This is a genomic window from Pseudonocardia sp., assembly GCF_035305885.1.
Classification (GTDB): domain Bacteria; phylum Actinomycetota; class Actinomycetes; order Mycobacteriales; family Pseudonocardiaceae; genus Pseudonocardia.
This window is the reverse complement of the sequence record NZ_DATGOP010000024.1, coordinates 1-25,016: the sequence shown is the minus strand read 5'-3', so window position 1 is coordinate 25,016 and position 25,016 is coordinate 1. Positions and strand designations below refer to the sequence as shown.

General features: G+C 74.8%; 20 protein-coding genes. 11 read left to right on the top strand and 9 right to left on the bottom strand.

From position 1 onward, the window contains the following. Window positions 1–236 precede the first annotated feature (236 nt). Genes VKZ81_RS04270 through VKZ81_RS04260 form a run of 3 tightly spaced genes read left to right on the top strand, consistent with a single transcriptional unit; the run spans window position 237 to window position 3,843 of the window. Window positions 237–1,826, top strand: a complete 1,590-nt coding sequence (locus VKZ81_RS04270) for a ribonuclease J (protein ID WP_414709326.1) — start codon at window positions 237–239, stop codon at window positions 1,824–1,826. Between the two features lie 5 nt (window positions 1,827–1,831). Beyond that, a complete protein-coding gene (locus VKZ81_RS04265; protein WP_324240074.1) occupies window positions 1,832–2,965 on the top strand; it encodes a type III PLP-dependent enzyme in 1,134 nt (377 codons plus the stop codon). Window positions 2,966–2,976: 11 nt separating this feature from the next. Continuing rightward, the gene (locus tag VKZ81_RS04260) at window positions 2,977–3,843 is read left to right on the top strand and encodes a spermidine synthase (RefSeq protein ID WP_324240073.1); all 867 of its coding nucleotides are present in this window, start codon (window positions 2,977–2,979) and stop codon (window positions 3,841–3,843) included. 145 nt (window positions 3,844–3,988) lie between these two features. Here VKZ81_RS04260 and speD read toward each other — a convergent pair whose 3' ends face one another. The 4 genes from speD to lat all read right to left on the bottom strand — a co-directional run bounded on the left by speD (window position 3,989) and on the right by lat (window position 9,231). Next, a complete protein-coding gene (speD, locus tag VKZ81_RS04255; RefSeq protein WP_324240072.1) occupies window positions 3,989–4,348 on the bottom strand; it encodes an adenosylmethionine decarboxylase in 360 nt (119 codons plus the stop codon). Window positions 4,349–4,384: 36 nt separating this feature from the next. Next, a complete protein-coding gene (locus tag VKZ81_RS04250) occupies window positions 4,385–6,298 on the bottom strand; it encodes an ATP-binding protein (RefSeq protein WP_324240071.1) in 1,914 nt (637 codons plus the stop codon). 90 nt (window positions 6,299–6,388) lie between these two features. Beyond that, complete coding sequence (locus VKZ81_RS04245) at window positions 6,389–7,939, bottom strand: aldehyde dehydrogenase family protein (RefSeq protein WP_324240070.1); 1,551 nt, start codon at window positions 7,937–7,939, stop codon at window positions 6,389–6,391. Beyond that, entirely contained in the window at window positions 7,936–9,231 is a 1,296-nt protein-coding gene (lat, locus tag VKZ81_RS04240) for an L-lysine 6-transaminase (RefSeq protein ID WP_324240069.1), read from the bottom strand. The genes VKZ81_RS04245 and lat overlap by 4 nt, the downstream gene beginning before the upstream one ends. An 81-nt stretch (window positions 9,232–9,312) precedes the next feature. Between lat and VKZ81_RS04235 the strand changes: the two genes are divergently transcribed. Both VKZ81_RS04235 and VKZ81_RS04230 read left to right on the top strand, forming a co-directional pair. Continuing rightward, window positions 9,313–9,753, top strand: coding sequence for an Lrp/AsnC family transcriptional regulator (locus VKZ81_RS04235; protein WP_324240068.1), 441 nt, complete (start codon window positions 9,313–9,315; stop codon window positions 9,751–9,753). A gap of 80 nt (window positions 9,754–9,833) precedes the next feature. Beyond that, complete coding sequence (locus tag VKZ81_RS04230; RefSeq protein ID WP_324240067.1) at window positions 9,834–12,365, top strand: DNA translocase FtsK; 2,532 nt, start codon at window positions 9,834–9,836, stop codon at window positions 12,363–12,365. Window positions 12,366–12,928: 563 nt separating this feature from the next. Here the strand turns inward: VKZ81_RS04230 and VKZ81_RS04225 are convergent. Together VKZ81_RS04225 and VKZ81_RS04220 are read right to left on the bottom strand one after the other, a co-directional pair. Further along, window positions 12,929–13,759 carry a helix-turn-helix transcriptional regulator gene (locus VKZ81_RS04225; RefSeq protein WP_324240066.1) on the bottom strand — a complete coding sequence of 277 codons (831 nt, stop codon included), beginning with the start codon at window positions 13,757–13,759 and terminating at the stop codon, window positions 12,929–12,931. A 24-nt stretch (window positions 13,760–13,783) separates the two neighbouring features. Continuing rightward, the gene (locus tag VKZ81_RS04220; RefSeq protein ID WP_324240065.1) at window positions 13,784–14,281 is read right to left on the bottom strand and encodes an amino-acid N-acetyltransferase; all 498 of its coding nucleotides are present in this window, start codon (window positions 14,279–14,281) and stop codon (window positions 13,784–13,786) included. A 42-nt stretch (window positions 14,282–14,323) separates the two neighbouring features. Between VKZ81_RS04220 and rimO the strand changes: the two genes are divergently transcribed. The 4 genes from rimO (at window position 14,324) to VKZ81_RS04200 (ending at window position 18,034) form a co-directional block, all read left to right on the top strand. Then, window positions 14,324–15,790 (top strand): 30S ribosomal protein S12 methylthiotransferase RimO, encoded by a 1,467-nt coding sequence (gene rimO / locus VKZ81_RS04215; protein WP_324240064.1) that lies wholly within the window; start codon window positions 14,324–14,326, stop codon window positions 15,788–15,790. Beyond that, window positions 15,787–16,386 carry a CDP-diacylglycerol--glycerol-3-phosphate 3-phosphatidyltransferase gene (gene pgsA, locus VKZ81_RS04210; protein WP_324240063.1) on the top strand — a complete coding sequence of 200 codons (600 nt, stop codon included), beginning with the start codon at window positions 15,787–15,789 and terminating at the stop codon, window positions 16,384–16,386. Before rimO ends, pgsA begins: the two co-directional genes overlap by 4 nt. Before the next feature lie 126 nt (window positions 16,387–16,512). Beyond that, a complete protein-coding gene (locus tag VKZ81_RS04205) occupies window positions 16,513–16,935 on the top strand; it encodes a helix-turn-helix domain-containing protein (RefSeq protein WP_324240062.1) in 423 nt (140 codons plus the stop codon). Between the two features lie 289 nt (window positions 16,936–17,224). After that, window positions 17,225–18,034, top strand: coding sequence for a PspA/IM30 family protein (locus VKZ81_RS04200; RefSeq protein ID WP_324240061.1), 810 nt, complete (start codon window positions 17,225–17,227; stop codon window positions 18,032–18,034). 5 nt (window positions 18,035–18,039) lie between these two features. On the opposite strand, the gene VKZ81_RS04195 is transcribed toward VKZ81_RS04200, so the two are convergent. Further along, window positions 18,040–18,873, bottom strand: coding sequence for a DNA-formamidopyrimidine glycosylase family protein (locus tag VKZ81_RS04195; protein WP_324240060.1), 834 nt, complete (start codon window positions 18,871–18,873; stop codon window positions 18,040–18,042). A gap of 163 nt (window positions 18,874–19,036) precedes the next feature. Here VKZ81_RS04195 and VKZ81_RS04190 point away from each other — a divergent pair, with 163 nt between their 5' ends. Beyond that, window positions 19,037–20,317: a sensor histidine kinase gene (locus VKZ81_RS04190; RefSeq protein WP_324240059.1), complete on the top strand. Its 1,281-nt coding sequence runs from the start codon at window positions 19,037–19,039 to the stop codon at window positions 20,315–20,317. Between the two features lie 39 nt (window positions 20,318–20,356). Next, the gene (locus VKZ81_RS04185; protein ID WP_324240058.1) at window positions 20,357–20,980 is read left to right on the top strand and encodes a response regulator transcription factor; all 624 of its coding nucleotides are present in this window, start codon (window positions 20,357–20,359) and stop codon (window positions 20,978–20,980) included. Here the strand turns inward: VKZ81_RS04185 and VKZ81_RS04180 are convergent. Both VKZ81_RS04180 and VKZ81_RS04175 read right to left on the bottom strand, forming a co-directional pair. Continuing rightward, on the bottom strand, window positions 20,977–21,720 hold the full coding sequence (locus VKZ81_RS04180; protein WP_324240057.1) for a GNAT family N-acetyltransferase: 744 nt from the start codon (window positions 21,718–21,720) through the stop codon (window positions 20,977–20,979). The two genes, VKZ81_RS04185 and VKZ81_RS04180, sit on opposite strands and share 4 nt — an antisense overlap. Before the next feature lie 77 nt (window positions 21,721–21,797). Beyond that, window positions 21,798–25,016 (bottom strand): Lhr family helicase (locus tag VKZ81_RS04175; protein ID WP_324240056.1); only part of this gene is annotated, 3,219 nt, incomplete at its 5' end.

The window sequence follows — 25,016 nt, the reverse complement described above, 5'->3', positions numbered from 1 at the left end:
ACCCAGACGGGTCCGACATCCAAGAAGAGGAACAAGGTTTGAGTCGTCCCCCAGCACGGTCCGACCGCCGGTCCGACCGTCGCTCCCGGCCGCCCCGGCGCGACCGTCCGCGCCCCCCGGCGCCGGCGCCCGAGGAGGTCAACCGGGCCGAACTGCCCTCCCATCCGCCGCCCCCGCTCCCCGAGGGCGGGCTGCGGGTGGTCGCGCTCGGCGGGATCGGCGAGATCGGCCGGAACATGACCGTCTTCGAGTACGACGGGCGGCTGCTCGTCGTCGACTGCGGTGTGCTGTTCCCGTCCGAGGACGCGCCGGGCGTCGACCTGATCCTGCCGGACTTCCGCGCCATCGAGGACCGGCTCGACGACATCGACGCCCTCGTGCTCACCCACGGCCACGAGGACCACATCGGCGCGGTGCCGTTCCTGCTGCGGCAGCGGCCGGACCTCACGATCGTCGGCTCCCGGTTCACGCTCGCCCTCGTGGCGGCCAAGTGCAAGGAGCACCGGCTCACCCCGCACCTGCTCGAGGTGAAGGAGGGGGAGCGCCTGCACCACGGGGTGTTCGACTGCGAGTACTTCGCCGTCAACCACTCGATCCCCGACGCGCTCGCCGTCGCGATCCGCACCCCGGCCGGGCTCGTGCTGCACACCGGTGACATCAAGCTCGACCAGCTCCCGCTCGACGGCCGCCTCACCGACCTGGCCGGGTTCTCCCGCCTCGGCGACGAGGGGGTGGATCTGTTCCTGGTCGACTCCACCAACGCCGACGTCCCGGGCTTCGTGATCTCCGAACGGGAGATCGGTCCCGTGCTCGACGGGGTGTTCCACCGCGCCGACGCCCGGATCATCGTCGCCTGCTTCGCGAGCCACGTGCACCGCGTGCAGCAGGTGCTCGATGCGGCGGTCGCCCACCGGCGCCGGGTGTGCTTCGTCGGGCGCTCGATGGAGCGCAACATGGGCCTCGCCGCCGAGCTCGGCCTGCTCCGCGTCCCCGACGGCCTGCTCGTCGGCATCGACGAGGCGATGGAGCTGCCCGACTCCGAGCTGGTGATCGTCTCGACCGGGTCGCAGGGCGAGCCGCTCTCGGCGCTCGCCCGGATGGCGCGCGGCGACCACCGCTCGGTGCGGATCCGTCCCGAGGACACGATCATCCTGGCCAGTTCGCTCATCCCGGGCAACGAGACCGCCGTGTTCGCGGTGATCAACGGGCTGACCCGGCTCGGCGCCACCGTGGTGCACCAGGGCACGGCCAAGGTGCACGTGTCGGGGCACTCCCCGGCCGGCGAGCTGCTGTTCCTCTACAACGCGGTGCGGCCGAGCAACGTCATGCCCGTCCACGGCGAGTGGCGCCACCTGCGGGCCAACGCCCGGCTCGCGGTGCAGACCGGGGTGCCCGAGGACGCGGTGGTGCTCGCCGAGGACGGCGTGGTGGTCGACCTGGTGGACGGCCGCGCGTCGATCACCGGGCGGGTCGAGGTGGGTCGGGTGTACGTCGACGGGCTCGAGGTCGGCGACATCGGCGAGAGCACGCTGGCCGACCGGCTGGTGCTCGGCGAGGGCGGCTTCATCTCCATCACGGTGGCCGTCGACGCGAACACCGGCCGCGCGGTGTCCCCGCCGAAGCTCTCCGGGCGGGGCTTCTCCGACGACCCGAAGGCCCTGGACACCGTGCTGCCGCTGGTGGAGGACGAGCTGTCGCGCACCGAGTCGGAGGGCATCACCGACACCCACCGCATCGCCCAGTCCGTGCGGCGGGTGGTGGGCCGGTGGGTCGGGGAGACCTACCGCCGCCGCCCCATGATCGTGCCCACGGTGATCGCCGTCTGAGCGCCGTGGTGGAACGGGCGGCGCCCGCCGAGCCGAGCCCCGCCATCGAGCGGTTCCTGGCCGCGGGCTCGCCCCCGACGCCGTTCCTGGTGCTCGACCCGCAGGTGGTGGCCGACCGGTACGCCCGGCTCACCACGCTCCTGCCCGGCGCGGACGTGCACTTCGCGGTCAAGGCGTGCCCGCACCCGGAGGTGCTGCGGGTCCTGGCCGCCCTCGGCAGCGGGTTCGACGTGGCGAGCGCCGGGGAGGTGCGGCTCGCGATCGCCGCCGGGGCCGACCCCGAGCGGATCTGCCACGGCAACCCGGTGCGCGGGCCCGCCGACGTCGCCGCGGCGCACGCCGCGGGGGTGCGCCGGTTCGTCACCGACAGCGCCGAGGACGTCGAGCTGCTCGCCGCGCACGCGCCCGGGGCGCGGGTCCTGGTGCGGCTGCTCGTGTCCGACGCCGGGTCCGCCACCCCGTTCGCCGCGAAGTTCGGGGCGGTGCGCGAGGAGGCGGTCCGGCTGGTCCGCGCCGTGGCGGACGCCGGGCTCGTCGCCGACGGGGTCGCCTTCCACTCCGGTTCCCAGCAACTGCGCCCGGAGGCCTTCGCCGACGGGGTGGTCGAGGCGCTGGCGGTGGCCGCGGACGCGGGCCTGCCCCGGCCGGTGGTCGACGTCGGCGGCGGGTTCCCGGTCGCCTACCGCGAGCCCGTCCCGGACGCCGCGGCCTACGCCGCGGCGATCCGCGCCGCCGCGGGCGACGTCCCGCTGATGCTGGAGCCGGGCCGGGCGCTCGTCGCCGAGGCCGGGCTGATCCGGGCGACCGCGCTGCGGGTCTCCCGCCGCCCCGGCGTCGACGAGCGGCGCTGGGTCTACCTCGACGTCGGCCGGTACTCCGGGCTCGCGGAGACCGAGAACGAGGCCATCGCCTACCGGCTGCGGGTGCCCGGCCGGGACGGGCCGGCCGAGCCGGTCGTGCTGGCCGGGCCCACCTGCGACGGCGACGACGTGCTGTACCGCCGCACCCCGTGCCCGCTGCCGCTGTCGCTGCGGGCGGGGGACGCGGTGGACCTGCTCGCCGCGGGCGCCTACACCGCCTCCTACGCGTCGGTCGGGTTCAACGGGCTGCCGCCGCTGCCGGTGCACCTGGTGGGCTGAGGGGTGGGCTGATGGCGCACCGGGAGGTCGTGGAGGTGATCGGGGCCGGGCTCACCCGGCACTGGCGGGTGGACGCCGTCCGGTTCGAGGCGCGTACCCCGTACCAGCACGTGCTCATCGCCGACACCGCCCACGGCGTCACGCTGTTCTGCGACGACGAGCGGCAGAGCGCCGAGGCGACCCAGCTCGTCTACCACGAGGCGCTGTACCTGCCCGCGGCGCTGCTCGCGGCGCGCCGCGACCGGGTGCTGGTGATCGGGTCGAGCGAGGGGGTGGTCTCCCAGCTCGCGGTCGCGGCGGGGGCGCGCGTCGTGGACCACGTCGACATCGACCCCGACTGCGTGCGCGCCTGCGCCGAGCACCTGCCGTACGGCTACTCGCCGGCCGAGCTGGCCGCGGCCGAGCGGCACGAGGGCCCGGTCCGGGTGCACTACGGCGACGGGCTGGCGTTCGTCGAGCGCGCGGCGGACCGCTACGACGTCGTGGTGGTCGACCTGCCCGACGAGCGGCCGGACGAGCCCGACGCGCAGCTCAACCGCCTCTACAGCGAGGCGTTCCTGCGCCGCTGCGCCGATCTGCTCACCGACGGCGGGGTGGTGGTGTCGCAGGCGGGCAGCCCCGCGCTGTGGCGCAACGCCACGTTCCGCGCGGCGCTCGACCGGTTCGGCGAGGTGTTCGCCCAGGTCGTGCCGTACGTGAGCGACGAGCACGAGTGGGCGTTCCTCTGCGGGCGGCGGGCCGGCGGCCCGGATCCGGTGGGGGAGGCGGTGGGGCGGCTGGGGGCGCTCGGGTTCACCCCGGCCACCCTCGACGCCGAGGCGCTGCGCTCCCGGTCGGTGCTGCCGTTCAGCCTGCGCCGGCCCGCGGGCGGCTGCTGACGGCGCCCCGCATCGCGCCGGCCCATCCCAGGGCGACGTCGCACACCCGGGGTGTGTCTCACCACCGCCGGCGCTGTCTGGAGTGTCAGGTGCACCTCGAGCGTGGGGTGTCGGGCACGAGCGGGTCCGGCGGGATCGTGGCGGCTCAGCCGCGCTCGACCCGGGTGACCTCGACCCGGCACGGCCCGAGCTTCGCGGTGAACTTCTCGACCACCGGCAGCGGGGACACCGGCCCGCAGGTGAACGCGTCGATGAGCATCGTGCGCCGCTCCGGCCAGGTGTGCAGCGAGGCGTGCGACTCGGCGAGCACGACCATCACGCTCGTGCCGTGCGGGGTGAACTCCTCGACCAGGGTGCGCCGGATGGTGGTGCCCGCCTCGCGGAGGGCGTCCTGGAACGCGTCGACGAGGAAGGCCGGGTCGAAGCACGCGGGGTCCGCGACGTCGGTGACGTCGGCGAGGACGTGCGCGCCGAGCCGCTGGGCGGCGCTCGCCTGTGGGGTCACGGGGAACAGTGTCCCTCGCCGGCCGTGGCGGCTCGGTCAGACCTTGAAGATGGTCGCGCGGATCTCGCGGATCACGGCGTCCACGCGGGTGATCGCCGTGTCGATGCGGTCCCGGACCCGCCCGGTGGCCAGGTCGCGCACCCCGCCGAGCTGCATGCCGACCTCGAACAGGGAGCCGATCACGCGTTGGTGCAGGTCGGTGGCGATCCGATCGCGGTCGGCGGCGAGCTGGGCGACGTGCAGCCGCTCGGCCAGGAGGGCCGAGTTCACCAGGTTGTCGGCGCGCACCCGCAGTTCGGTCAGCGAGAACGGCTTGGCCAGGTAGTCGTTGGCCCCCGCTTCCAGCGTGGCCATGCGGGCCCCCTCCTCGGCCCGCGCGCTCATCACCAGCACCGGGACCGAGTCCTCGCCGTCGGAGCGCAGCCGACGGATGAGGTCCTCGCCGCTGAGCTTGGGCATCATCACGTCGCAGACGATCAGCCGCGGGTGCAGGTCGTGGGCCATCGCCAGGCCCTCCTCCCCGTCGAACGCGGCGTGCACCCGGTAGCGGTCGGCGAGGGTGCGGCAGACCAGCTCGTTGAGGTCGGGGTTGTCCTCGATCACCAGCACCGCCGGGCGGGCCGGATCGTCCGGCTCGTCTCCCCGGGGCGCGAACCCGGGCGGCGCGGCGGCCTGCGCCACCGGCCGGACCAGCGCGGCCGGCCGGACCGGCGTCGTGTGGCGGACCGGCGTGCCGGGTGGCGCGGCCACCGGCAGGGTGATCCGGAACAGCGCCCCGCCCTCCGGGGCGTCCCCGACCTCGACCTCGCCGCGCATCAGCTCGACCAGCTCGCGGACGATCGACAGGCCGAGCCCGGTGCCGGGCAGCTCGCGGGTGGGCGCGCCGTCCAGCTGCCGGAAGCGCTCGAACACGACCTCGCGCCGGTCGGGTGGGATGCCGGGGCCGCTGTCGGCGACCTCGACGACCACCCGGGCCCCGCCGGCCCCGAGCTCGACCGAGCAGCGCACCACCCCGCCCGGCGGCGTGACCTTGAACGCGTTGGACAGGACGTTCACCACGATCCGGTTGAGGTGGTCGGCGTCCAGCTGGGCCCGTACCCGACCGTTCCCCACCACCCGGAAGTCGATCCCCCGCTCGGTCGCGTGGGTCGCGAAGAACCCGGTCGCCTGCCGCACGTGCGCGGTGACGTCGAGGTCGGCGTAGTCGACGTCGACCCGACCCGCCTCGAGCCGGGACGCGTCGAGCAGGTCGTTGACCTGCGCCAGCAGCAGCCGGGCGTTGCGGTCGGCGACCTCGACCAGCTGGTGGTGCAGGTCGTCGGAGGGGATCTCCGCGAGCAGCTTCTCCAGCGGGGCGAGGATCAGCGTGAGCGGGGTGCGCAGCTCGTGGCTGACGTTGGCGAAGAACTGGTTCTTGAGCGTGTCGAGCTCGGTCAGCCGGTGGTTGAGGTCGGCCAGCTCGGCGTTGAGCTCCTTGAGCTCCCGGCTCGCCCGGGCCGCCGCCGACGCCTGGGCGGCGACGGTGCGCTGCTGCGCCGCGTCGGAGCGCTGCAGCCGCAGGTAGTCGGTGACGTCCTCGACCCGGTGGACGATGAACCGCAGCGACCCGTCCGCCGCGAGCACCGGCACGTTGGTCGGGCTCCAGAAGCGCGCCTCGAAACCCCCGTCGCCGCGCCGGATGTCGTACCTCTGCACGGGCATCACGTCGGTGGTCCGGTGCCGCCGGACCCGCTCCAGCGAGGCCCTGAGGTTCTTGACGCCCTCGGCGGTCGCGTCGTCCGGGTTGTCCGGGAAGATCGTGAACATCTCCTCCCCGACGATCTCGCCGCGCTCGGTCATCGTGGCCCGCGCGTAGGCGTCGTTGACGGCGACGATCCGGAAGTCGGGGTCGAGGACGAGGTAGAGGCCCGGGGTCGATTCGAAGATCAGTCGGAAGTCTGGCGACGACACCGGCCACCTCGCGATCCATTTCGCCGGTCCCCGAACGGGGAACCTGCGACGTTACTCCTCGGGGCCTGCCGCCGCGCCGCCTCGCTGCCGTCAGGGAAGCCGGAAGTCGGTGTCCGCCGGCAGCTGTGCGGTGTCCATCTGCGCCTTCTGCAGCTTGCCCGCGTAATCCCAGTTCATCGACTGCCACCGCGTGAACTGGTCGAGCACCCAGATCCCCGACTGCCTGCTCCCGTTGCCCGACCGTCCGTTCCCGCCGAACGGCAGGTGCGCCTCGGCCCCCGAGGTCGAGTTGTTGACGCTCACCATGCCCGCGGTGACCCGCTCCCGGAACCGGAACGCGTGCACCGGGGTGGAGGTGTAGATCGCCGCGGACAGGCCGTAGCCGTGGTCGTTGGCGAGCGCGACCGCCTCGTCGAACGTCTCGAACGTCGCGACGCCGACGATGGGGCCGAACGTCTCGGTGCGGTACAGCTCGTCGTCGGCGGTGACGCCGTCGACGATCGTCGGGTGCGCGTAGAGCCCGGGCTCGCCGGTGAAGTCGCCGCGCGGGTTGGCGCGGGTGATCCGGCCGGTTCCGGTGGAGCCGTGCAGCGCGTGGTGCGGGCGGACCAGGTCGAGGTGCCGCTCGAACGTCTCCAGGAAGCGGGCGTTGATCATCGGCCCGTAGAGCACGTCGGTGCGGGTCGGGTCGCCGACCTCCGCCGAGCGGACGGCGGCGTCGAAGCGGCGCAGGAACTCCTCGTGCACCGAGGCGTGGACGATCGCCGTGCCGAGCGACGTGCAGCGCTGGCCCGCCGTGCCGAACCCGGAGAACAGCGCGCCCTCGACGGCGAGGTCGAGGTCGGCGTCGGGCATGACGACGAGCGGGTTCTTCCCGCCCAGCTCCAGGCAGGGGCTCTGCAGGTGCCGCCCGGCGAGCTCGCCGATGCGCACGCCGACCGCCGACGAGCCGGTGAAGCCGATCTTGTCGACGAGCCCGGCGTCGAGCGCGGCGGACAGGCCGTCGAACGTGGTCGGGCCGTCGGCGAGCACGGTGTTGAGCACGCCGGCGGGCAGCCCGCCGCGGACGAACAGCTCGGTGAACGCCTCGGCGATCGCGGGCGTGTACTCGGCGGGCTTCCACACCACCGCGTTGCCGCACAGCAGCGCCGGCACCAGGTACCAGGACGGCACGGCCACCGGGAAGTTGCCGGCGGTGACGATCGCGGCCACCCCGACCGGCACCCGGAACGTGAACAGCTGCTTGTCGGGCATCTCGCTGGGCACGGTCTGCCCGTACAGGCGCCTGCCCTCGCCGGCGAAGAACGCGCAGGTGTCGATGACCTCCTGGACCTCGCCGCGGGACTCGACGATCGGCTTGCCGATCTCGCGGGTGACGAGCGCCGCGAGCGCGTCGGCGTTGGCCTCGACGAGCCTGCCGATCTGTTCGACGACGCGGCCGCGCACCGGCGCGGGCACGGCGGCCCACTCCCGCTGCGCCTCGCGGGCGACGTGGCAGGCGTCCACGAACCCGCCCGCGTCGGACAGCAGGGCGGTGGCGACCGGCGTCTCGCGGGCCGGGTCGACGGACGTGAGACGGCCGCCGGGGTCGTCGGCGCGCCACGTGCCGCCGACGTACGCCCCGACCTCGTGCGCGCTCACGACCGCACCGCCCTGGCGAGCGCGGCGACGGCGAGGTCGAGCCCCTCCTCGCCGACGGTGAGGGCGGGGCGGAACCGGATGGAGCGCTCCCCGCCGCCCAGGATCAGCACCTTCTCCTCGCGGTGCAGCCGGGCCAGCGCGGCGTCGCGCGCCTCGGGCGTGGGCAGGTCCACGGCCACGAAGAGGCCGCGGCCGCGGACGTTGTCGACCTCGGGGACGGTGGCGAGCCCGTCCAGCAGCCGTTTGCCGAGTGCCGCGGCCCGCTCGATCAACCCCTCGGACTCGATGACCTCCAGGTAGCGCCGCGAGCGCACCATGTCGGTGAGCCCACCGCCCCAGGTGGAGTTGATGCGCGAGGACACCCGGAACACGTTGTCGGGCACCTCGTCCACGCGCCGGCCCGCCATGATCCCGCAGACCTGCAGCTTCTTGCCGAACGCGACGACGTCCGGCTGCAGGCCCAGCTGTTGGTAGGCCCACGCGGAGCCGGTCATGCCGCAGCCGGTCTGCACCTCGTCCAGCACGAACAGCGCGTCGTTCTCGTGGCACAGCCGCTGCATCGCCTGCAGGAACTCCGCGCGCATGTGGTTGTCGCCGCCCTCGCCCTGGATGGGTTCGGCGATGAAGCAGGCGATGTCGTGCGGGTGGGCGGCGAACGCCGCGCGGGCCTGGGCGAGCGCGCGGGCCTCGGCCTCCTCGACCGCGGCCACGTCGATCGGGAAGCGGATCGCCGGCACGTCGATGCGCGGCCAGTCGAAGGTGGGGAACAGCGCCGTCTTGCGCGGGTCGGTGTTGGTGAGCGAGAGCGTGTAGCCGCTGCGCCCGTGGAACGCCTTGCGCAGGTGCAGCACCTTCGTGCCGAGGTGCTCTCCGCGCCCGTGCATCGCGTTGTGCCTGCGTTTCCAGTCGAACGCGCACTTGAGCGCGTTCTCCACGGCCAGCGCCCCGCCCTCGACGAGGAACAGGTGCGGCAGCTCCGGGTCGCCGAGGACGCGCTCGAACGTCTCGACGAACGCCGCCATGTGGGTGGTGTAGATGTCGGAGTTGGACGGCTTGTTCACCGCCACCTCGGTGAGCTCGGCGAGGAACTCCGGGTCGTCGACGAGCGCCGGGTGGTTCATCCCGAGCGGGGCCGACGCGAAGAAGCTGAACATGTCCAGCCAGCGGGACCCGTCCCGGGCGTCCACCAGCCAGGACCCGCGGCTCGCCCGGGTGTCGAGCACCAGGTCGAAACCGTCGACGAGCAGGTGGCGGCGCAGCGTCTCGTGGACGCGCTCGGGTGCAACGGTCATACCCGCAGTGTCGGTTCGAAGATCGTCGGCCCGCAGCGCGTCGAGCGTCGGTATCCGCGACGAAGTGCCACGATGTGGCGCGTGTCGCCGACGGATCGTCAGCTCGACGACCTCGACCGCCGGGTGCTCGCCCACCTGGCGGCCGACGGCCGCGCCTCGATGGCCGAGCTCGGCCGCGCGGTCGGTCTGTCGCGCACCGCGGTGCTGGCGCGGGTGCGCCGCCTCGAGCGGGCGGGCGTGATCCGCGGGTACCGCGCCGAGGTGGCGTGGCCCGAGAGCCCGGCCGCGCACCGCGCCCGGGTCGGCGTCGTCGTGCGCACCGCGGACGTGGCCGGCTACGTCCGCAGGCTCTCCGCGATGCCCGGGGTGGAGCAGATCGAGTCGGTGACCGGCGAGTACGACCTGATGGTGCTGGTGACGGCGCCGAGCGCGCACGAGTTGGACGAGGTGCTCGACGGCATCCAGCGCTGGCGCGAGACGGTGCGGACCACGACGTGGGTGGTGCTCACCCGCTACCGCTGATCCCCCGCCGGTCCCCGGGGTGGGCGCGGGCCGCATGTCGGTCACCGGACCGGGCGTCACCGCCGGATAACGTGGGACGCATGGCAGGACGGACGACCGCCGGCGGCGGGAGGAGCACCGCGGCGATGTCCGGGGCGGCGTCGCCGCGGCGATCGTCGCGGGGCCGCCGCACGTCGACCTCGCGCGGCACCACGCGTGGCCGCTCGACCCGCCGCGCCCCGGCGCGCAGGCAGCCCGACCTGATCGACCGCGGCATCGACGGCGTCGGCCGCGGGATCGCCCGGCTGGGCAGGTCGGTGGGCCGCATGGTCGGGCGCACCCGCGAGCTCGACCCCGCCCACCGCCGCGACGGCCTCGGTGTCGCGCTGCTCGTGCTCGGCGTCGTCGCGGCCGCCGGCATCTGGTGGGGCGCGGGCGGACCGGTCGGCAACTGGCTCTCCGGAGCCGTGGCCGCGGTGATCGGGCTCGGGTCCGGGGTGCTGCCGGTGCTGCTGGTGGCGATCGGGGTGCTGCTCATGGCCTCGGAGCCGCACCCGGAGGCGCGGCCGCGCATCGCCGTGGGCTCGCTCCTGCTCACGCTCGGCGTCCTCGGGCTCGTGCACCTCGCGGCCGGGCGTCCCGACGAGCCCGCCCAGTGGCCGCGGGGCGGGGGAGCGCTCGGTTACCTCGCCGCGACGCCGCTCGCCACCGGGCTCACCCAGTGGGTGGCGGTGCCGGTCCTCGTGCTGCTGTCCTGCTACGCGTTCCTGGTGCTGACCGGCACCCCCGTGCGCGAGGTGCCGAACCGGTTCCGGCGCCTCACCGGGCAGGCCGTCGACGAGCCCGCCCGGTCCGGCGAGGAGGAGGGCGCCACCGACGCCGGCAGCGAGACGCCGTCGATCGCGCTGCGCCGCCCGGCGCGCAGGCGGCAGGCCTCCCGGGTGGCCGACGTCTACCGGGAGGACCCGGACGAGACCCCCGACGCGCTGGACCCGCCCGCTGCCGAAGCGACTCCGTCCGCGCCGAAGCGCAAGCCCGCGGCCGTGCCGGCCGCGCCGCCCGCCGAGCCGGAACCGCAGGCGGCGGTGGGCGAGCAGCTGCGGATGACCGTGCAGCCGACGGAGAGCGCGGACGGCACCCCGTACAAGCTGCCGCCGAGCGACCTGCTGCCCGGCGGGCCCGCGCCGAAGACCCGCAGCCGCGCCAACGACGCCATGATCGAGGCGATCGCGGGCGTGCTGGAGCAGTTCAACGTCGACGCCCAGGTCACGGGCTTCACCCGCGGCCCGACCGTCACCCGCTACGAGATCGAGCTGGGCCCGGCCGTGAAGGTCGAGAAGATCACCCAGCTGCAGCGCAACATCTCCTACGCCGTCGCCACCGACAACGTGCGGCTGCTCGCGCCGATCCCCGGGAAGTCGGCGGTGGGCATCGAGGTGCCCAACACCGACCGGGAGATGGTGCGCCTCGGCGACGTGCTGCGCTCGTCGGCCGCCCGCGCCGAGCAGCACCCGCTCGGCATCGGGCTGGGCAAGGACATCGAGGGCCACTTCCTCGTCGCCAACCTGGCGAAGATGCCGCACCTGTTGGTCGCGGGCTCCACCGGCTCCGGCAAGTCGAGCTTCGTGAACTCGATGCTGGTGTCGCTGCTGTCGCGGGCCACCCCGGACGAGGTCCGGATGATCCTGATCGACCCGAAGATGGTCGAGCTCACCCCGTACGAGGGCATCCCGCACCTGATCACGCCCATCATCACCCAGCCGAAGAAGGCGGCGGCCGCGCTCGCCTGGCTGGTGGAGGAGATGGAGCAGCGCTACCAGGACATGCAGGCCAACCGGGTGCGCCACGTCGACGACTTCAACCGGAAGGTGCGCTCGGGCGAGATCACCGCGCCCCTGGGCAGCGAGCGGGAGTACCGGCCGTACCCCTACATCCTGTGCATCGTCGACGAGCTCGCCGACCTGATGATGACCGCGCCCCGCGACGTCGAGGACGCGGTCGTGCGGATCACGCAGAAGGCCCGCGCCGCGGGCATCCACCTGGTGCTCGCCACCCAGCGCCCGTCCGTCGACGTCGTCACCGGCCTGATCAAGACGAACGTGCCGTCGCGGCTGGCGTTCGCCACGTCGTCGCTCACCGACTCGCGCGTGATCCTCGACCAGCCCGGCGCCGAGAAGCTCATCGGCATGGGCGACGGGCTGTACCTGCCCATGGGGGCGAGCAAGCCCATCCGCATGCAGGGCGCGTTCGTCAGCGACGAGGAGATCGCGAGCGTCGTCTCCTTCGTCAAGGAGCAGGCCGAGCCGACCTACACCGAGGGCGTCACCACGCAGAAGGCGGGCGAGGCCAAGGAGATCGACCCCGACATCGGCGACGACCTGGACCTGCTGCTGCAGGCGGCCGAGCTGATCATCACCTCGCAGTTCGGGTCGACCTCGATGCTGCAGCGCAAGCTGCGGGTCGGCTTCGCGAAGGCGGGGCGGCTCATGGACCTGTTGGAGACGCGGGGGATCGTCGGCCCGTCGGAGGGGTCGAAGGCGCGCGAGGTGCTGGTCAAGCCGGACGAGCTGGAGAACGCGCTGTACCTCATCCGGGGCGGTGGCCCCGAGCCGGCGGGCGACGACGACGGGTGAGCCGGATGCGGCAGGCGCGCGTCGACGACCACGGCGTGATCGTGCGGCGCGTGCCGGCCCGCTGGAGCGACTCGCGCACGCCCGAGTAGGCGCGGGAGCTCGCACCGGTCCTGCCGAGGCCGTTGCTGCAGCACTTCGCGCGCACCGGCCTCGTGGTCGAGGACGAGGCCGGGATCCGGGCCTCCCTGGTGGGGTTCGGCTCGGCCGACGCCGCGGACGAGGCGTCCACCCACCTCGTGGGCGTCGACCCGCAGCTGCCCGGGCGCGGCGCCTCTGCACCGCGTTCCTCGAGCGGGCGGCGTTCCTCGAGCGGGCGGCGTTCTTCGAGGAGCGCGGCGAAGGCGGGCAGGCGGACGGTCCGGGCGATCACCTCGCCCGCGAACACGGGATCCACCGCCTCCCACCGCGCGTTGGGCTCCACAGTCGAGCCCGGCGACCGGATCGTCGACGGGGTCCGGGTGCCCAGCGACCACACGGACCGGGCCCGCACCCCGTGTGCTTCCGGCGCGAGCTCCCACCGCCCTGGGGGTCGCGCCGGCTCGCGCCGAGCGCGGCCGGGTGCCTCAGCCGCCCTCCCGCTCGGCGAGCCACGCCGTGGCGGGGATGCCCGCGAGGTCGCGGAAGTCGCGCGACAGGTGGGCCTGGTCGACGTAGCCCGCCTCCGCGGCCACCCGGGCGAGCGACGGGCGGTCGGGCGCGCGCAGCCGGTCGCACGCGGCCTCGAACCGGATCACCCGGGCCGCGGCCTTCGGCCCCAGCCCGGTCTCGGCCCGGAACTTCCCGGCGAGGTGCCGCCTGCTCCACCCCACCTCGCGGGCCAGCTCCTCGATGCGCAGGTTGCCGCCGGTCTCGACGAGCCGGTCCCACGCGTAGCCGACCTCGGGCGGGATCCCCCGCTCGCCCGGGCCGCCCGCCACCAGCGCCGCGAGCTCGGCGTCGAGCAGGGCGAACCGGGCGGGCCACCCGTCGGCCGCGGCGAGGCGCTCCAGCAGCGCGTCCGCGCGCCGGCCCAGCACGTCGTGCAGGTCGACGGTGTTGCCCGCGAGCTCGGCGGCGGGCAGGCCGAGCACGGCCCGGGCGCCGCGCCAGGTGAGCCGCAGCTGCAGCCCGGTCTGGGGGTCGCCCTGCGCGATCCGCGCCGGAGCGTCGTGCAGCCCGCCGACCGCGGCGGTGAAGCTGCCCGGCGGGTGGCGCGGGTCGGCGTTGGCGAGCATCTCGACGCGCCCGTCGAGGCAGAGCAGGAACGTCAGGTGCCCGGACGCGACGCCCTGGTGCACCGACGGCGCGCTCGCCTCCTGCCGGTAGCCGGTGTAGGCGGTCACGTACGGCAGCAGCCCGGGCGCGGGCGCGCGTTCGCAGGCGCGGAACGCGGGCGCGGCGACCGGGGCGGCCATGGACCGCAGGCTACGTCGGGACGGCTACAGGTGCAGCATCATGCGCACGTTGCCGAGCGTGTTCGGCTTGACGTGCGCGAGGTCGAGGAACTCGGCCACACCGGCGTCGTAGGAGCGCAGCATCGCGGCGAACACGTCCGGCTCCACGGGAGTGCCGTCGATCTCCTCGAACCCGTGGCGGGAGAAGAACTGCTTCTCGAACGTGAGCACGAAGAGCCGCTGCAGACCCAGCTCGCGCGCGCCGTCGATGAGGTTGGAGACGATCGCGTGCCCCACGCCGCGGCCGACGACGCGCGGGTGCACCGCGACGGTGCGGATCTCCCCGAGGTCCTCCCAGAGCACGTGCAGGGCGCCGCAGCCGACCACCTCGCCGTCGAGCTCCGCCACGAGGAACTCGGGCACGGACTCGTACAGGGTGATCAGTTCCTTGGCGAGCAGGACCCGTCCGGCGTAGTGGTCCACGAGCTCTTTGATGGTCCGGACGTCGGCGGTGCGGGCCCGCCGCACGAGTGGTCTCCCCACGAGCCGACAGACTAGAAGACCCCGGCAGATACCCTGGTGCCCGTGGTCGAACCCGACGCTCCGCGGCGTGCTGCCCTGCTCACCCTCGGCTGTGCCCGCAACGAGGTCGACTCCGAAGAGCTCGCCGGTCGGCTCACCGGCAGCGGCTGGGAGCTGGTGGACGCCGACTCCGGCACCGCCGACGTCATCGTCGTGAACACCTGCGGGTTCGTCGAGCAGGCCAAGAAGGACTCCATCGACACGCTGCTCGCCGCCGCCGACGCCGCCGCGCCCCGCGGGGCGAAGGTGGTCGCCGTCGGCTGCCTCGCCGAGCGCTACGGCGCCGAGCTCGCCGAGAGCCTACCCGAGGCCGACGCCGTGCTCGGCTTCGACGCCTACCCGGAGCTGGCCGAGCGGCTCTCCGACGTGTTGGCGGGCCACGCGCCCGCCCCGCACGCCCCGGTCGACCGGCGCACGCTGCTGCCGATCACGCCGGTGGAGCGGCCCGCGGCGGCCGGCGACGTCGCCGTCCCCGGGCACTCGTGGGTGCCCGACCTCGCCCGCACCCGGCTCTCCGACGCCCCGGTCGCGCCGCTGAAGCTCGCGTCCGGCTGCGACCGCCGCTGCGCGTTCTGCGCGATCCCGTCCTTCCGCGGCGCGTTCGTCTCCCGTCCGCCGGACGACGTCGTCGCCGAGGCCGCGTGGCTCGGCATGCACGGGGTGCGCGAGCTCGTGCTGGTCAGCGAGAACTCCACCTCCTACGGCAAGGACCTGCCCGGCGGCACCACGGCGCTCGCGCGCCTGCTGCCGCGGCTCACCCACGTGCCGGGCATCGACCGCGTGCGGCTGTCGTACCTGCAGCCCGCCGAGCTGCGCCCCGATCTGCTCGAGGTCATCGCCACCACGCCGGGGGTGGCCCCCTACTTCGACCTGTCGTTCCAGCACGCGAGCCCGTCGGTGCTGCGGCGCATGCGCCGGTTCGGCTCCCGCGAGGACTTCCTCGGCCTGTGCGAGCGGATCCGCGCCCTCGCGCCGGAGGCGGGCATCCGCAGCAACGTCATCGTGGGCTTCCCGGGCGAGACGGAGGAGGACCTCGCGGAGCTGGAGGCGTTCCTCACCGAGGCCCGGCTGGACGCCGTGGGCGTGTTCGGCTACTCCGACGAGGAGGGCACCGAGGCCGCCGGCTACGACGGCAAGCTCCCGCCCGAGGAGATCTCCCGCCGCGTCGAGCACATCACCTCGCTCGCCGAGGAGCTGATGGCCCAGCGCGCGGAGGACCGGGTGGGGACCGAGGTCACGGTGCTCGTGGAGGCCGAGGAGGACGAGGACTTCGAGTGCACCGGGCGCGCCGACCACCAGGCCCCCGAGGTCGACGGCGAGTGCGTGATCGAGCGCGGCTCCGGTCTGGAGGTGGGTGAGATGGTGCGCGCCGTCGTCGTCGGAACGGAGGGGGCCGACCTGCTGGTGTCACCGCGGGAGCGGCTCCCGCGCAGCGATCTCGCCGCGGCGGGCGCCCGGGAGTCGGGGTGAGCTCTGCGCCGGCGAGCCCACCGCCGCTGCTGAACATCGCGAACGTCCTCACCGGTGTCCGGCTGCTCCTGGTGCCGGTGTTCCTCGTGGTGCTCTTCGCCGAGGACGGGACCGACGTGGGCTGGCGGTACGCCGCTACGGGCGTCTTCGTCCTCGCCGCGATCACCGACCGGTTCGACGGCGAGCTCGCGCGCAGCCGCGGCCTCGTCACCGCCTTCGGCACGATCGCCGACCCCATCGCGGACAAGGCGCTCACCGGGAGCGCGCTCGTCGGCCTGTCGATGCTCGGCCAGATCCCGTGGTGGGTCACGATCGTGATCATGGGGCGGGAGCTGGGGATCACGGCGCTGCGGTTCTGGGTGCTGCGCCACGGGATCATCCCGGCCAGCCGGGGCGGCAAGGCGAAGACGCTGTTCCAGGCCATCGCCATCGGGTTGTTCCTGTTGCCGCTGCCGGAGCTGTTCGGCGCGGCGACCGCGTTCTGGGTGCTGCGCTGGTCCGTGCTCGGGGTCGCGCTGGCGCTCACCGTCGGCACCGGGGTGGACTACGTGCTGCGCGCGTTGCGGCTGCGGGCGGCGGCAGCAGCCGCAGGTTGAGCGCGTGTTCGCCGTGGGCGTACGCGCCGCGCACGTGCGGTCGACGACGCGGCGGGCGGGAAGTCGGTACGGTGATCTCACTGGTTGCGGGCGGCCGCTACCGGCGAGCGAGGAGGAGTGTGTCGCATGGCGGTGCTGATGAGAGAGGCGATCGGCGGCAGCCTGCGGCGCGTGCGCAAGGCACGCAGACGCACGTTGCGGGAGGTGTCACGCCGCGCGCGCGTGAGCTTGGGGTACCTGTCCGAGGTGGAGCGGGGCCGCAAGGAGCCCTCCAGCGAGCTGCTCGCCGCCATCTGCGAGGCCCTCGACATCGCCCTGGCCGACCTGCTCGCGGAGGCGGCCGAGGCGATCGCGGCCGAGACCGTCGCGGCCGAGGCGGCGCGGCTGCGCCGTCCCATCGGGCTGCGCCACATGGACCTGCGCCTGGCGGGCGCCGACGACGAGGGGCCGTTCACCCCGATGACACCGGCGGCGCCGGTCGCCCCGGTGGCGCCGCGGCCCGCCGCGCCGGTCCCGCCACAGCCGGTGGCGCTCGCCTCCGTGGCCTGATCCAGGGCCTGACCGACCTCCGCGATCCGGGCGTCCGCCGCGCACGCGGCGGGCGCCCGAAGCACGTCCAGGGCCCGTCCGGCGCCGACGTATCGGCGTTCGGCCCGGTAGCCTGAGGTCCGGGTCGCCCCGACGGCGGCCTCCGGATGATCCCCGATATCGTCGTCGATCAGTGGAAGCCGGGACGATCCGGTGCCACGATGGGGCCCAGGGCACCCGGCGGGCCGGGGCGCTGGAACGACGAACGAACTGGCAGCGGCGAGCGCGCCGCACTCGGAGGGCGGAGCAGATGGCCAACGCTTTCACGAAGGCCTGGAAGTACCTGATGGCGCTGTTCTCGTCCAAGGTCGACGAGTACGCCGACCCGAAGGTGCAGATCCAGCAGGCCATCGAAGAGGCCCAGCGGCAGCACCAGGCGCTGTCCCAGCAGGCGGCGGCCGTGATCGGCAACCAGCGGCAGCTGGAGATGAAGCTCAACCGCCAGCTCGGCGAGATCGAGAAGTTGCAGGCGTCCGCCCGCCAGGCGCTGGTGCTGGCCGAGCAGGCCCGCGCCGCGGGCGACGAGGCCACCGCCCAGCAGCGCGAGCAGGCCGCCCAGGCGTTCGCCACCCAGCTGGTCGCCGCCGAGCAGTCGGTCGAGGACCTCAAGACCCTGCACGACCAGGCGATCCAGGCCGCCGCGCAGGCCAAGCAGGCCGTCGAGCGCAACTCGATGCTGCTGCAGCAGAAGATCGCCGAGCGCACCAAGCTGCTCAGCCAGCTCGAGCAGGCGAAGATGCAGGAGCAGGCGGCCGCTTCCCTGCGCCAGATGACCGAGCTCACCGCGCCGGGCAACACCCCGTCGCTGGAAGAGGTCCGGGAGAAGATCGAGCGCCGCTACGCCAACGCCCTCGGCCAGGCCGATCTGGCCCAGAACACGGTGCAGGCCCGCATGCTCGAGGTCCAGCAGTCCACGGTGGACATGGCCGGCGCGAGCCGGCTGGAGCAGATCCGCGCCTCCCTGCACGGCAGCCCGGTCGCGGGGGAGGTCACCGCGGGCGACCAGGCCGCCGCGCCCACCCAGCAGGTCGAGAAGCAGCAGCAGTCCGGCACCGCCTGAGCCGGTCAGCCCCGCGGGCCGCGGCGCCTGCGCGCCGGGGCCGGCGACGGGCCCGGCTGGCAGGTGGGGCACCAGTAGGCCGTGCGGGCGTGCACGCCCTCGCCCTGCAGCGCCGTGCGTATGCGGGCGCCGCAGCGGCGGCACCGCTGACCGCCCCGCTCGAACACCCAGGTCTGCCGGCCGCGGGCCAGGTCGCCGGTCGTGGACTGCTGCGGCCGGTCGGCGTTGCGCAGCAGCAGCTCACGGGAGAGCGCGATCGCGGCCGCCGGGTCCGGCACGTCGCGCACGAGCGTCCACGGCGACAGGCCCAGCAGGAAGCACACCTCGGTCTTGTAGAGGTTGCCCATGCCAGCCATCACCCGCTGCTCGAGCAGCACCAGCCCCAGCTCGGACGCCCCGCGCGCGGTGAACCGGCGCAACGCCTCCGCGGCGTGCTCTTCGCCCCACTCGGGGTCGAGCAGGTCGGGGCCCAGGTGCCCGACGAGGCGCTGCTCCTCGGCGGTGGGCAGCAGCTCCAGGTCGTGCAGGTTGAACCCGACGGCCGTGCGCTCGGCCGTCTCCAGCACCGCCCTGGCCTGGTGGGCGGGCCGCTGCCAGCGCATGCCGGGCCGGTAGAGGTGCCACGAGCCGTCCAGGCGCAGGTGGCTGTGCAGGCTGCGGTCGTCGTCGAACCGCGTGAACAGGTGCTTGCCGACCGACCGGACGTCCAACACCGTGCGGCCGGACAGGTCGTGCTCGACGAGCTTCGGGTGGCGCAGCTCCCCGCGCTGCAGCACGTGCCCGGCCAGCGCCGCCCGCAGCCGCTTCGCGGTGAGGTGGACGGTGTCGCCTTCGGGCACGTCGGCGACGGTAGCGCGAACCGCCGGCATCCACCGATCGGTTGACGGGGCGCGCGGTCCGGTCGATCGCGCGGACGCCTCCGCCCGCGCACCATGGATCACGTCCGAACGGCGGTGGGCTGCGGCGATACCGTGGCCGGGTGGGAGCGAGGCGATGACGGCGGTGAGCGATCCGGCGGCGGGAGCCGAGCGGACCGCGCGCCGGCTCGACGCCGTCGAGCACCGCATCGACACCGTCATCGCCCGCTACGCCCCCTACGCGGGTCTCGCGATCGGGCTCGCGCTCACCCCGCCGTTCCTGGCCGGGGGACCGGCGTGGCCGTGGCTCGTGATCGGCCTCCTGCTCCCGGCGACGGTGGCGTGGTGCGCGGTGTTCACCGCGGGCGCGGCGCCGCGGGCCCGGCACCCGGTCGCGGGCGCGGTCTACCTGTGCGGGCTGCTCGCGTCGCTGGTCGGACTGGTGTACGCGTCGCCGCTGTTCGGGTTCCAGGTGCTCGCGGTCTACCTGCACGCGTTCGCGTTCCTGCGCGGGCACTGGCGGTTCGCCGCCGTCGTCGCCGGCGCGGCGGTCGTGTCGTACTCGCAGGTCGGTGGCCGGTTCGCCGAGTTCACGCCGGGTCTTGCGGCCGGGATGGCCGTGCTGACCGTGGCCAACGCGCTCCTCGGCGGCGGGGGGACCTACCTCGGCGTGTTCATGTCGCAGCAGAGCACGCGCCGGCGCGAGATCATCGACGAGCTGGGCGCGACCACCCGCAGGCTGTCCGAGGCGCTCGAGGAGAACGCGAGCCTCCACGCGCAGCTGCTCGCCCAGGCCAGGGAGGCCGGCATGCTCGACGAGCGCGCCCGACTGGCCCGGGAGATCCACGACACGATCGCGCAGGGGCTCGCCGGCATCGTCACCCAGCTCGAGGCGGCCGGCGCCGCCGACGACGACCCGGTGGTGCGCCGCCGCCACATCGACACCGCCACGGCGCTCGCCCGCGAGAGCCTCACCGAGGCCCGCCGCTCGGTCGACGCGCTGGGCCCGCGGCAGCTCGTCGAGGCCCGGCTGCCCGACGCGGTCGCCGACATGGCCGAGGCCTGGGCCGAGACCAGCGGCGTCGAGCTCACCTGCGACACCACCGGTGACCCGCGTCCGCTGCTGCCCGAGCTGGAGGTCACGCTGTTCCGGGTGGCGCAGGAGGCACTCGCCAACGTCGCCAAACACGCGCAGGCCCGCAGGGTCGGGCTCACGCTGTCCTACATGGACGACGTGGTCGTGCTCGACGTCCGCGACGACGGGCGCGGCTTCGGCCCCGGTGCGCGCGACGGGGCCGGGTTCGGGCTGCTCGCGATGGAGCAGCGGGTGCGCCGGGTGGCGGGGACGTTCAGCGTGGAGAGCGCACCGGGCGAGGGCACGGCGGTGAGCGCGAGCGTGCCGGCGATCGCGGCAGAGGCCGGGTGACGGGGCTGGGTGACGGGGCCGGGTGACTGGGAGCAGGTGATGGAGCCGATCAGGGTGTTGGTCGTCGACGACCACCCCGTCGTCCGCGACGGGCTGCGCGGCGTGCTCGACGGCGAGCCGGACATGCGGGTGGTCGGGGAGGCGGGCCACGGCGCCGAGGCGCTCGCGCGGGCGCGGGCCACCCCGGTCGACGTCGTGCTGATGGACCTGCGGATGCCGGTCATGGGCGGCGTCGACGCGATCCGCGAGCTGCGGCGCGAGGTGCCCGGCGCGCGGGTGCTCGTGCTCACCACCTACGACACCGACCGGGACGTGCTGCCGGCGATCGAGGCGGGCGCCACCGGCTACCTGCTGAAGGACACCCCGCGCGAGGAGCTGCTGCGCGCGGTGCGGGCGGCCCACCGCGGGGAGGCGGTGCTGTCGCCTACCGTGGCGGGGCGGCTCATGGGGCAGGTCCGCGCGCCCGCGCAGGAGGCGCTGTCGGCGCGGGAGCTGGAGGTGCTGCGGCTCGTCGCGGCCGGCTCGACCAACCGCGAAGCGGCGCGGGCGCTGTTCATCAGCGAGGCGACGGTCAAGACCCACCTGCTGCACATCTACGCCAAGCTCGACGTGCGCGACCGCGCCTCCGCGGTGGCGGCCGGTTACCAGCGCGGCCTGCTCTAGCCCGGCTTCGGGATCGGGGTGCGCAGGGCGTACAGGACGTCGTCGCGCACGTGCGCGAACCCCAGCTTCGCCGCGACGCCGCGGCTTGCCAGGTTGTCCGGCGACGTGCACCACGTGGGCACGTGCCCGCGGGCGCGGATGTCGGCGATCACCGCCCCCGCGCACGCCGTGGACAAGCCCTTCCGGCGGTGCCCGGGCTCGGTGACCACGCCGATGTCCTCGTAGGTGCCACCGACGTAGAACGGCAGCGCGATCGCCGCGATCCGGCCGTCGACCACCACCCCGCGGGCCACCCCCGCCGCGAGCATGCCCTCGACGTCGCCCCAGGTCTTCGCGATCCACGAGCTGTCGGCGCTCAACGACGCGAGCGCGGGCACGTCGTCGGGGGTGAGCAGCCGGACGCCCGGATGGGGCGGCGGCGTCGGTGCGGAGTCGGGGAGGACGGCGATCACCCGGTCCCACGCGGCGACCCCCGGGTCGGACGCCCGCAGCACGGGCAGCCATTCGGGTGGGGCGTCGACGAAGCCGGAGAACCGGGCCAGGGCCTCCGGCCCCACCCGGGCGGGGTCCCCGCGCACGGAGAGGTTGCCGCTGACCTCGGCGACCACGACGCGCGGGTCGGGCCAGCGGTCCACCCACACGGTGCCGTGGCCGGTGCGCGTGACGTGCTCGTACACGAGCGGGCCCGGTCGTTCGGGGGTGAACCAGGGGCGCAGCAGGTGGGGCGCGACGGTGAGCACGGCGTGGAGCGTGCCGCGAGCACGGCCGGGGCGCCAGCGATTACCGCAACCGTGGGCGGCACCGACCTGGTGCTCGCTCAGGCGCGCAGGCGCAGGCCCTTCGGGGTGACGCGGAACCCGGCCTCGGTGAGCACCTCGGCGAGGTCGGAGCCGAGCGAGCCGACGCCGTCGGCGCGCTCCACCGCGAGGCTGCCCAGCCAGCCCTCGTGCACCACGCCCGCGAGGGCCTGGGCGGCCGCGACCAGCTCGGACCGCTCGGTGCTGAACGACAGCAGGGACTTCCCGCCCCGCTCCACGTACAGCACCGGGGCGCCCTCGACGAGCACCACCAGCGCGCCCGCCTTGCGGCCGGGGCGGTGCTTGCTCTCCCCGACGGTGGGCGGCCAGGGCAGCGCCGCCCCGTAGGGCTGGGCCGGGTCGGCCGCGGCCAGCACCACGCTGGACGGCCGGGACTCCGCGTCGCCCTCGGGCCGCGACAGCGCCCGCAGCCGGTCGATCGCCCCGGGCACCGCGAACTGCGCGGCGCCCAGCCCCTCGACGACGTAGCCGCGGCGGGCCCGCCCGGAGTCCTCCATCGCCCGCAGCACCCGGTACACCGCGGCGAAGCCGCCGCTCACGCGCTCGGTGCCGAGCGCGCCCCGGGTGAGCACGCCGTGGCGCTCGAGGAACGCCTCGGCGCGGGCGTGGGCGCGGCGGGTGGGGTCGGGCTCGCGGGGGACCGCGAGCGACCAGCGCCCGGCGACCGACGGCGGGCCGGTGCGCGTGGGCAGCGCGGGGCGGCCCGCGCGCAGCTGCGCGTACCGTCCCCGGCCCGGGGTGCGCCGCGTGCGGTGCGCAGGCGCTCGGCCGCCGCCGAGCCGGGCCCGCAGCGGGGCGAGCGTGTCGTTGGTGAGCAGCCCGGCCCAGACCAGGTCCCAGATCGCCGACACCACCGCGTCGTCGGTGGGCGCCTGCTCCCCGGCGTCGAGCAGCGTGCGCGCCGTGCGGTCGGCGAGCTCGCGGAAGAACAGCGCGCCACCCCCGACGGGCGGGGCGTCGAGGTCCGGCAGGCCCAGCGCCGCGAGGACGGCCCGGTGCAGCGGGGTGGCCGCGAGCTCCGGTTCGGGCTCGGGCAGCAGCAGGTCGGCGACGTCGGCGGGGGCGACGGCGAGCCAGCCGTCGGTGCCGGCGAGCGGGCCGCAGCCGGTCCAGGTGACCTCGCCCGCCGCGGTGAGCTCGTCGAGCAGCGCGGGCGTGTAGCCGGGCAGCCGCGCGGGCAGCACCAGCGACTCCAGCGCGCTCGCCGGCAGCGGCGCCCCGGCGAGCTGCTCGACGACGCCGACCACGTCCTCCGCACCGGGGGCCCGGCGCATCCGGGCGCGCCGGTCGCCACCGGGCGCGGTCTGCACCCCCTGCCAGGCGGGCAGGAACCGGCCGAGCGCCCGCTGCTCCACCGGCTCGACCTCGGCCCGCAGCCGCGCGAGCGAGGCCCGCCGCAGCCGCCGCAGGACCTCGGCGTCGCAGTACTCGACCGGGTCGACCGCGTGCGCCCCCGCGGGCTGCAGCGCGAGCGGGCGCAGCTCTCCGCGCACCAGGCGCCCAGAGCCCACCAGCTGGTCGAGCGTGCCCGCCACGACCGCGACCCCGAGCCCGAACCGGGCCGCGCACTCGGCCGCGGCGAACGGCCCGCGTGTGCGGGCGTAGCGCAGCACCAGGTCGCCGAGGGGGTCGGCCACCGGCTCGGTGAACGTCTCGGGCACCCCGACCGGCAGCGCCACGCCGAGCGCGTCGCGCACCCGGCCCGCGTCCTCGATCGCGAGCCAGCGCTCCTCGCCCGCGATGCGCACCCGGATGACGCGCCGGGCGGCCTCCAGCTCGCGCAGCCACTCCTCGCGCGCACCCCGCGCCTCGGCCTCGGCGGTGGTGAGGTCGCCGAGGAACCGCAGCAGGTCGGCCGCGCCCTCTGCGTCGCGCACGTGCCGTTCGGGCGCGAGCCGCTGCAGCTGCGCCTCGACCTCCGACACCACCTCGGGTTCGAGCAGCTCCCGGATCGCCTCCGACCCGAGCAGCTCGGCCAGCAGCGTGGAGTCGAGCGAGAGCGCCGCGGCCCTGCGCTCGGCGAGCGGGGCGTCGGACTCGTAGAGGAACATCCCGACGTAGCCGAACAGCAGGCTGCGCGCGAACGGCGACGGCGCGGGCGTGGTCATCTCGACGACCTTCACCTTGCGCGCCTGCACGTCGCTCATCAGCTCGCGCAGGCCGGGCAGGTCGTAGACGTCCTGCACGCACTCGCGCATCGCCTCGAGCGTGATCGGGAACTGCTCGTAGCGCCCGGCCACGGCGAGCAGCTGCGCCGAGCGTTGCCGCTGCTGCCACAGCGGGGTGCGCCGGCGCGGGTCGCGGCGCGGCAGCAGCAGCGCCCGCGCCGCGCACTCGCGGAACCGCGAGGCGTACAGCGACGAGCCGCCCAGCTCGGCGACGACCACCTGCTCCACCTCGGCCGGCTCCAGCAGGACGTCCTCGGCGGTGGGCATGACCTCGGCGCCGGAGTCGTCGACGGCGTCGGGCAGCCGCAGCACGATGCCGTCGTCGGCGGCCGAAGCGTGCACCTCCACGCCGCGCCGCTCGCGCATGCGGGCCGCGATCGCGAGCGCCCACGGGCCGTTGACCTTGGACCCGAACGGCGAGTGCACGACGAGCCGCCAGTCGCCCAGCTCGTCGCGGAACCGCTCGACGAGGATCGTGCGGTCGCTCGGCACGTGCCGGGTGGCCTCCCGCTGCTCCTGCAGGTAGGCGACGAGGTTGTCGATCGCCCACTCGTCGAGCCCCGCCGCCGCGGCCCGCTCCCGCGCCGCCTCCTCCGGCAGGCTCGCCATCTCCCGCACGAACGCCCCGACCGCGCGCCCCAGCTCCAGCGGCCTGCCGATCTGCTCGCCCTTCCAGAACGGCATCCGGGCGGGCTGCCCCGGCGCCGGGGTGACGATCACGCGGTCGTGGGTGATGTCCTCGACCGTCCAGCTCGACGTGCCGAGCAGGAACGTGTCGCCGACCCGGGACTCGTAGACCATCTCCTCGTCGAGCTCGCCGACGCGCGACCCGCGCCCGTCGGCCCCGCCGGGCGTCATGACCGTGAACAGGCCGCGGTCGGGGATGGTGCCGCCGGAGGTGACGGCGAGCCGCTGCGCCCCGGGCCGGCCCTGCAGGGTGTCGGTGACGCGGTCCCACGTGATGCGGGCGCGCAGCTCGCCGAACTCCTCCGACGGGTAGCGGCCGGCGAGCATGTCGAGCACGGCGTGCAGGGCCGAGTCGGGCAGCGC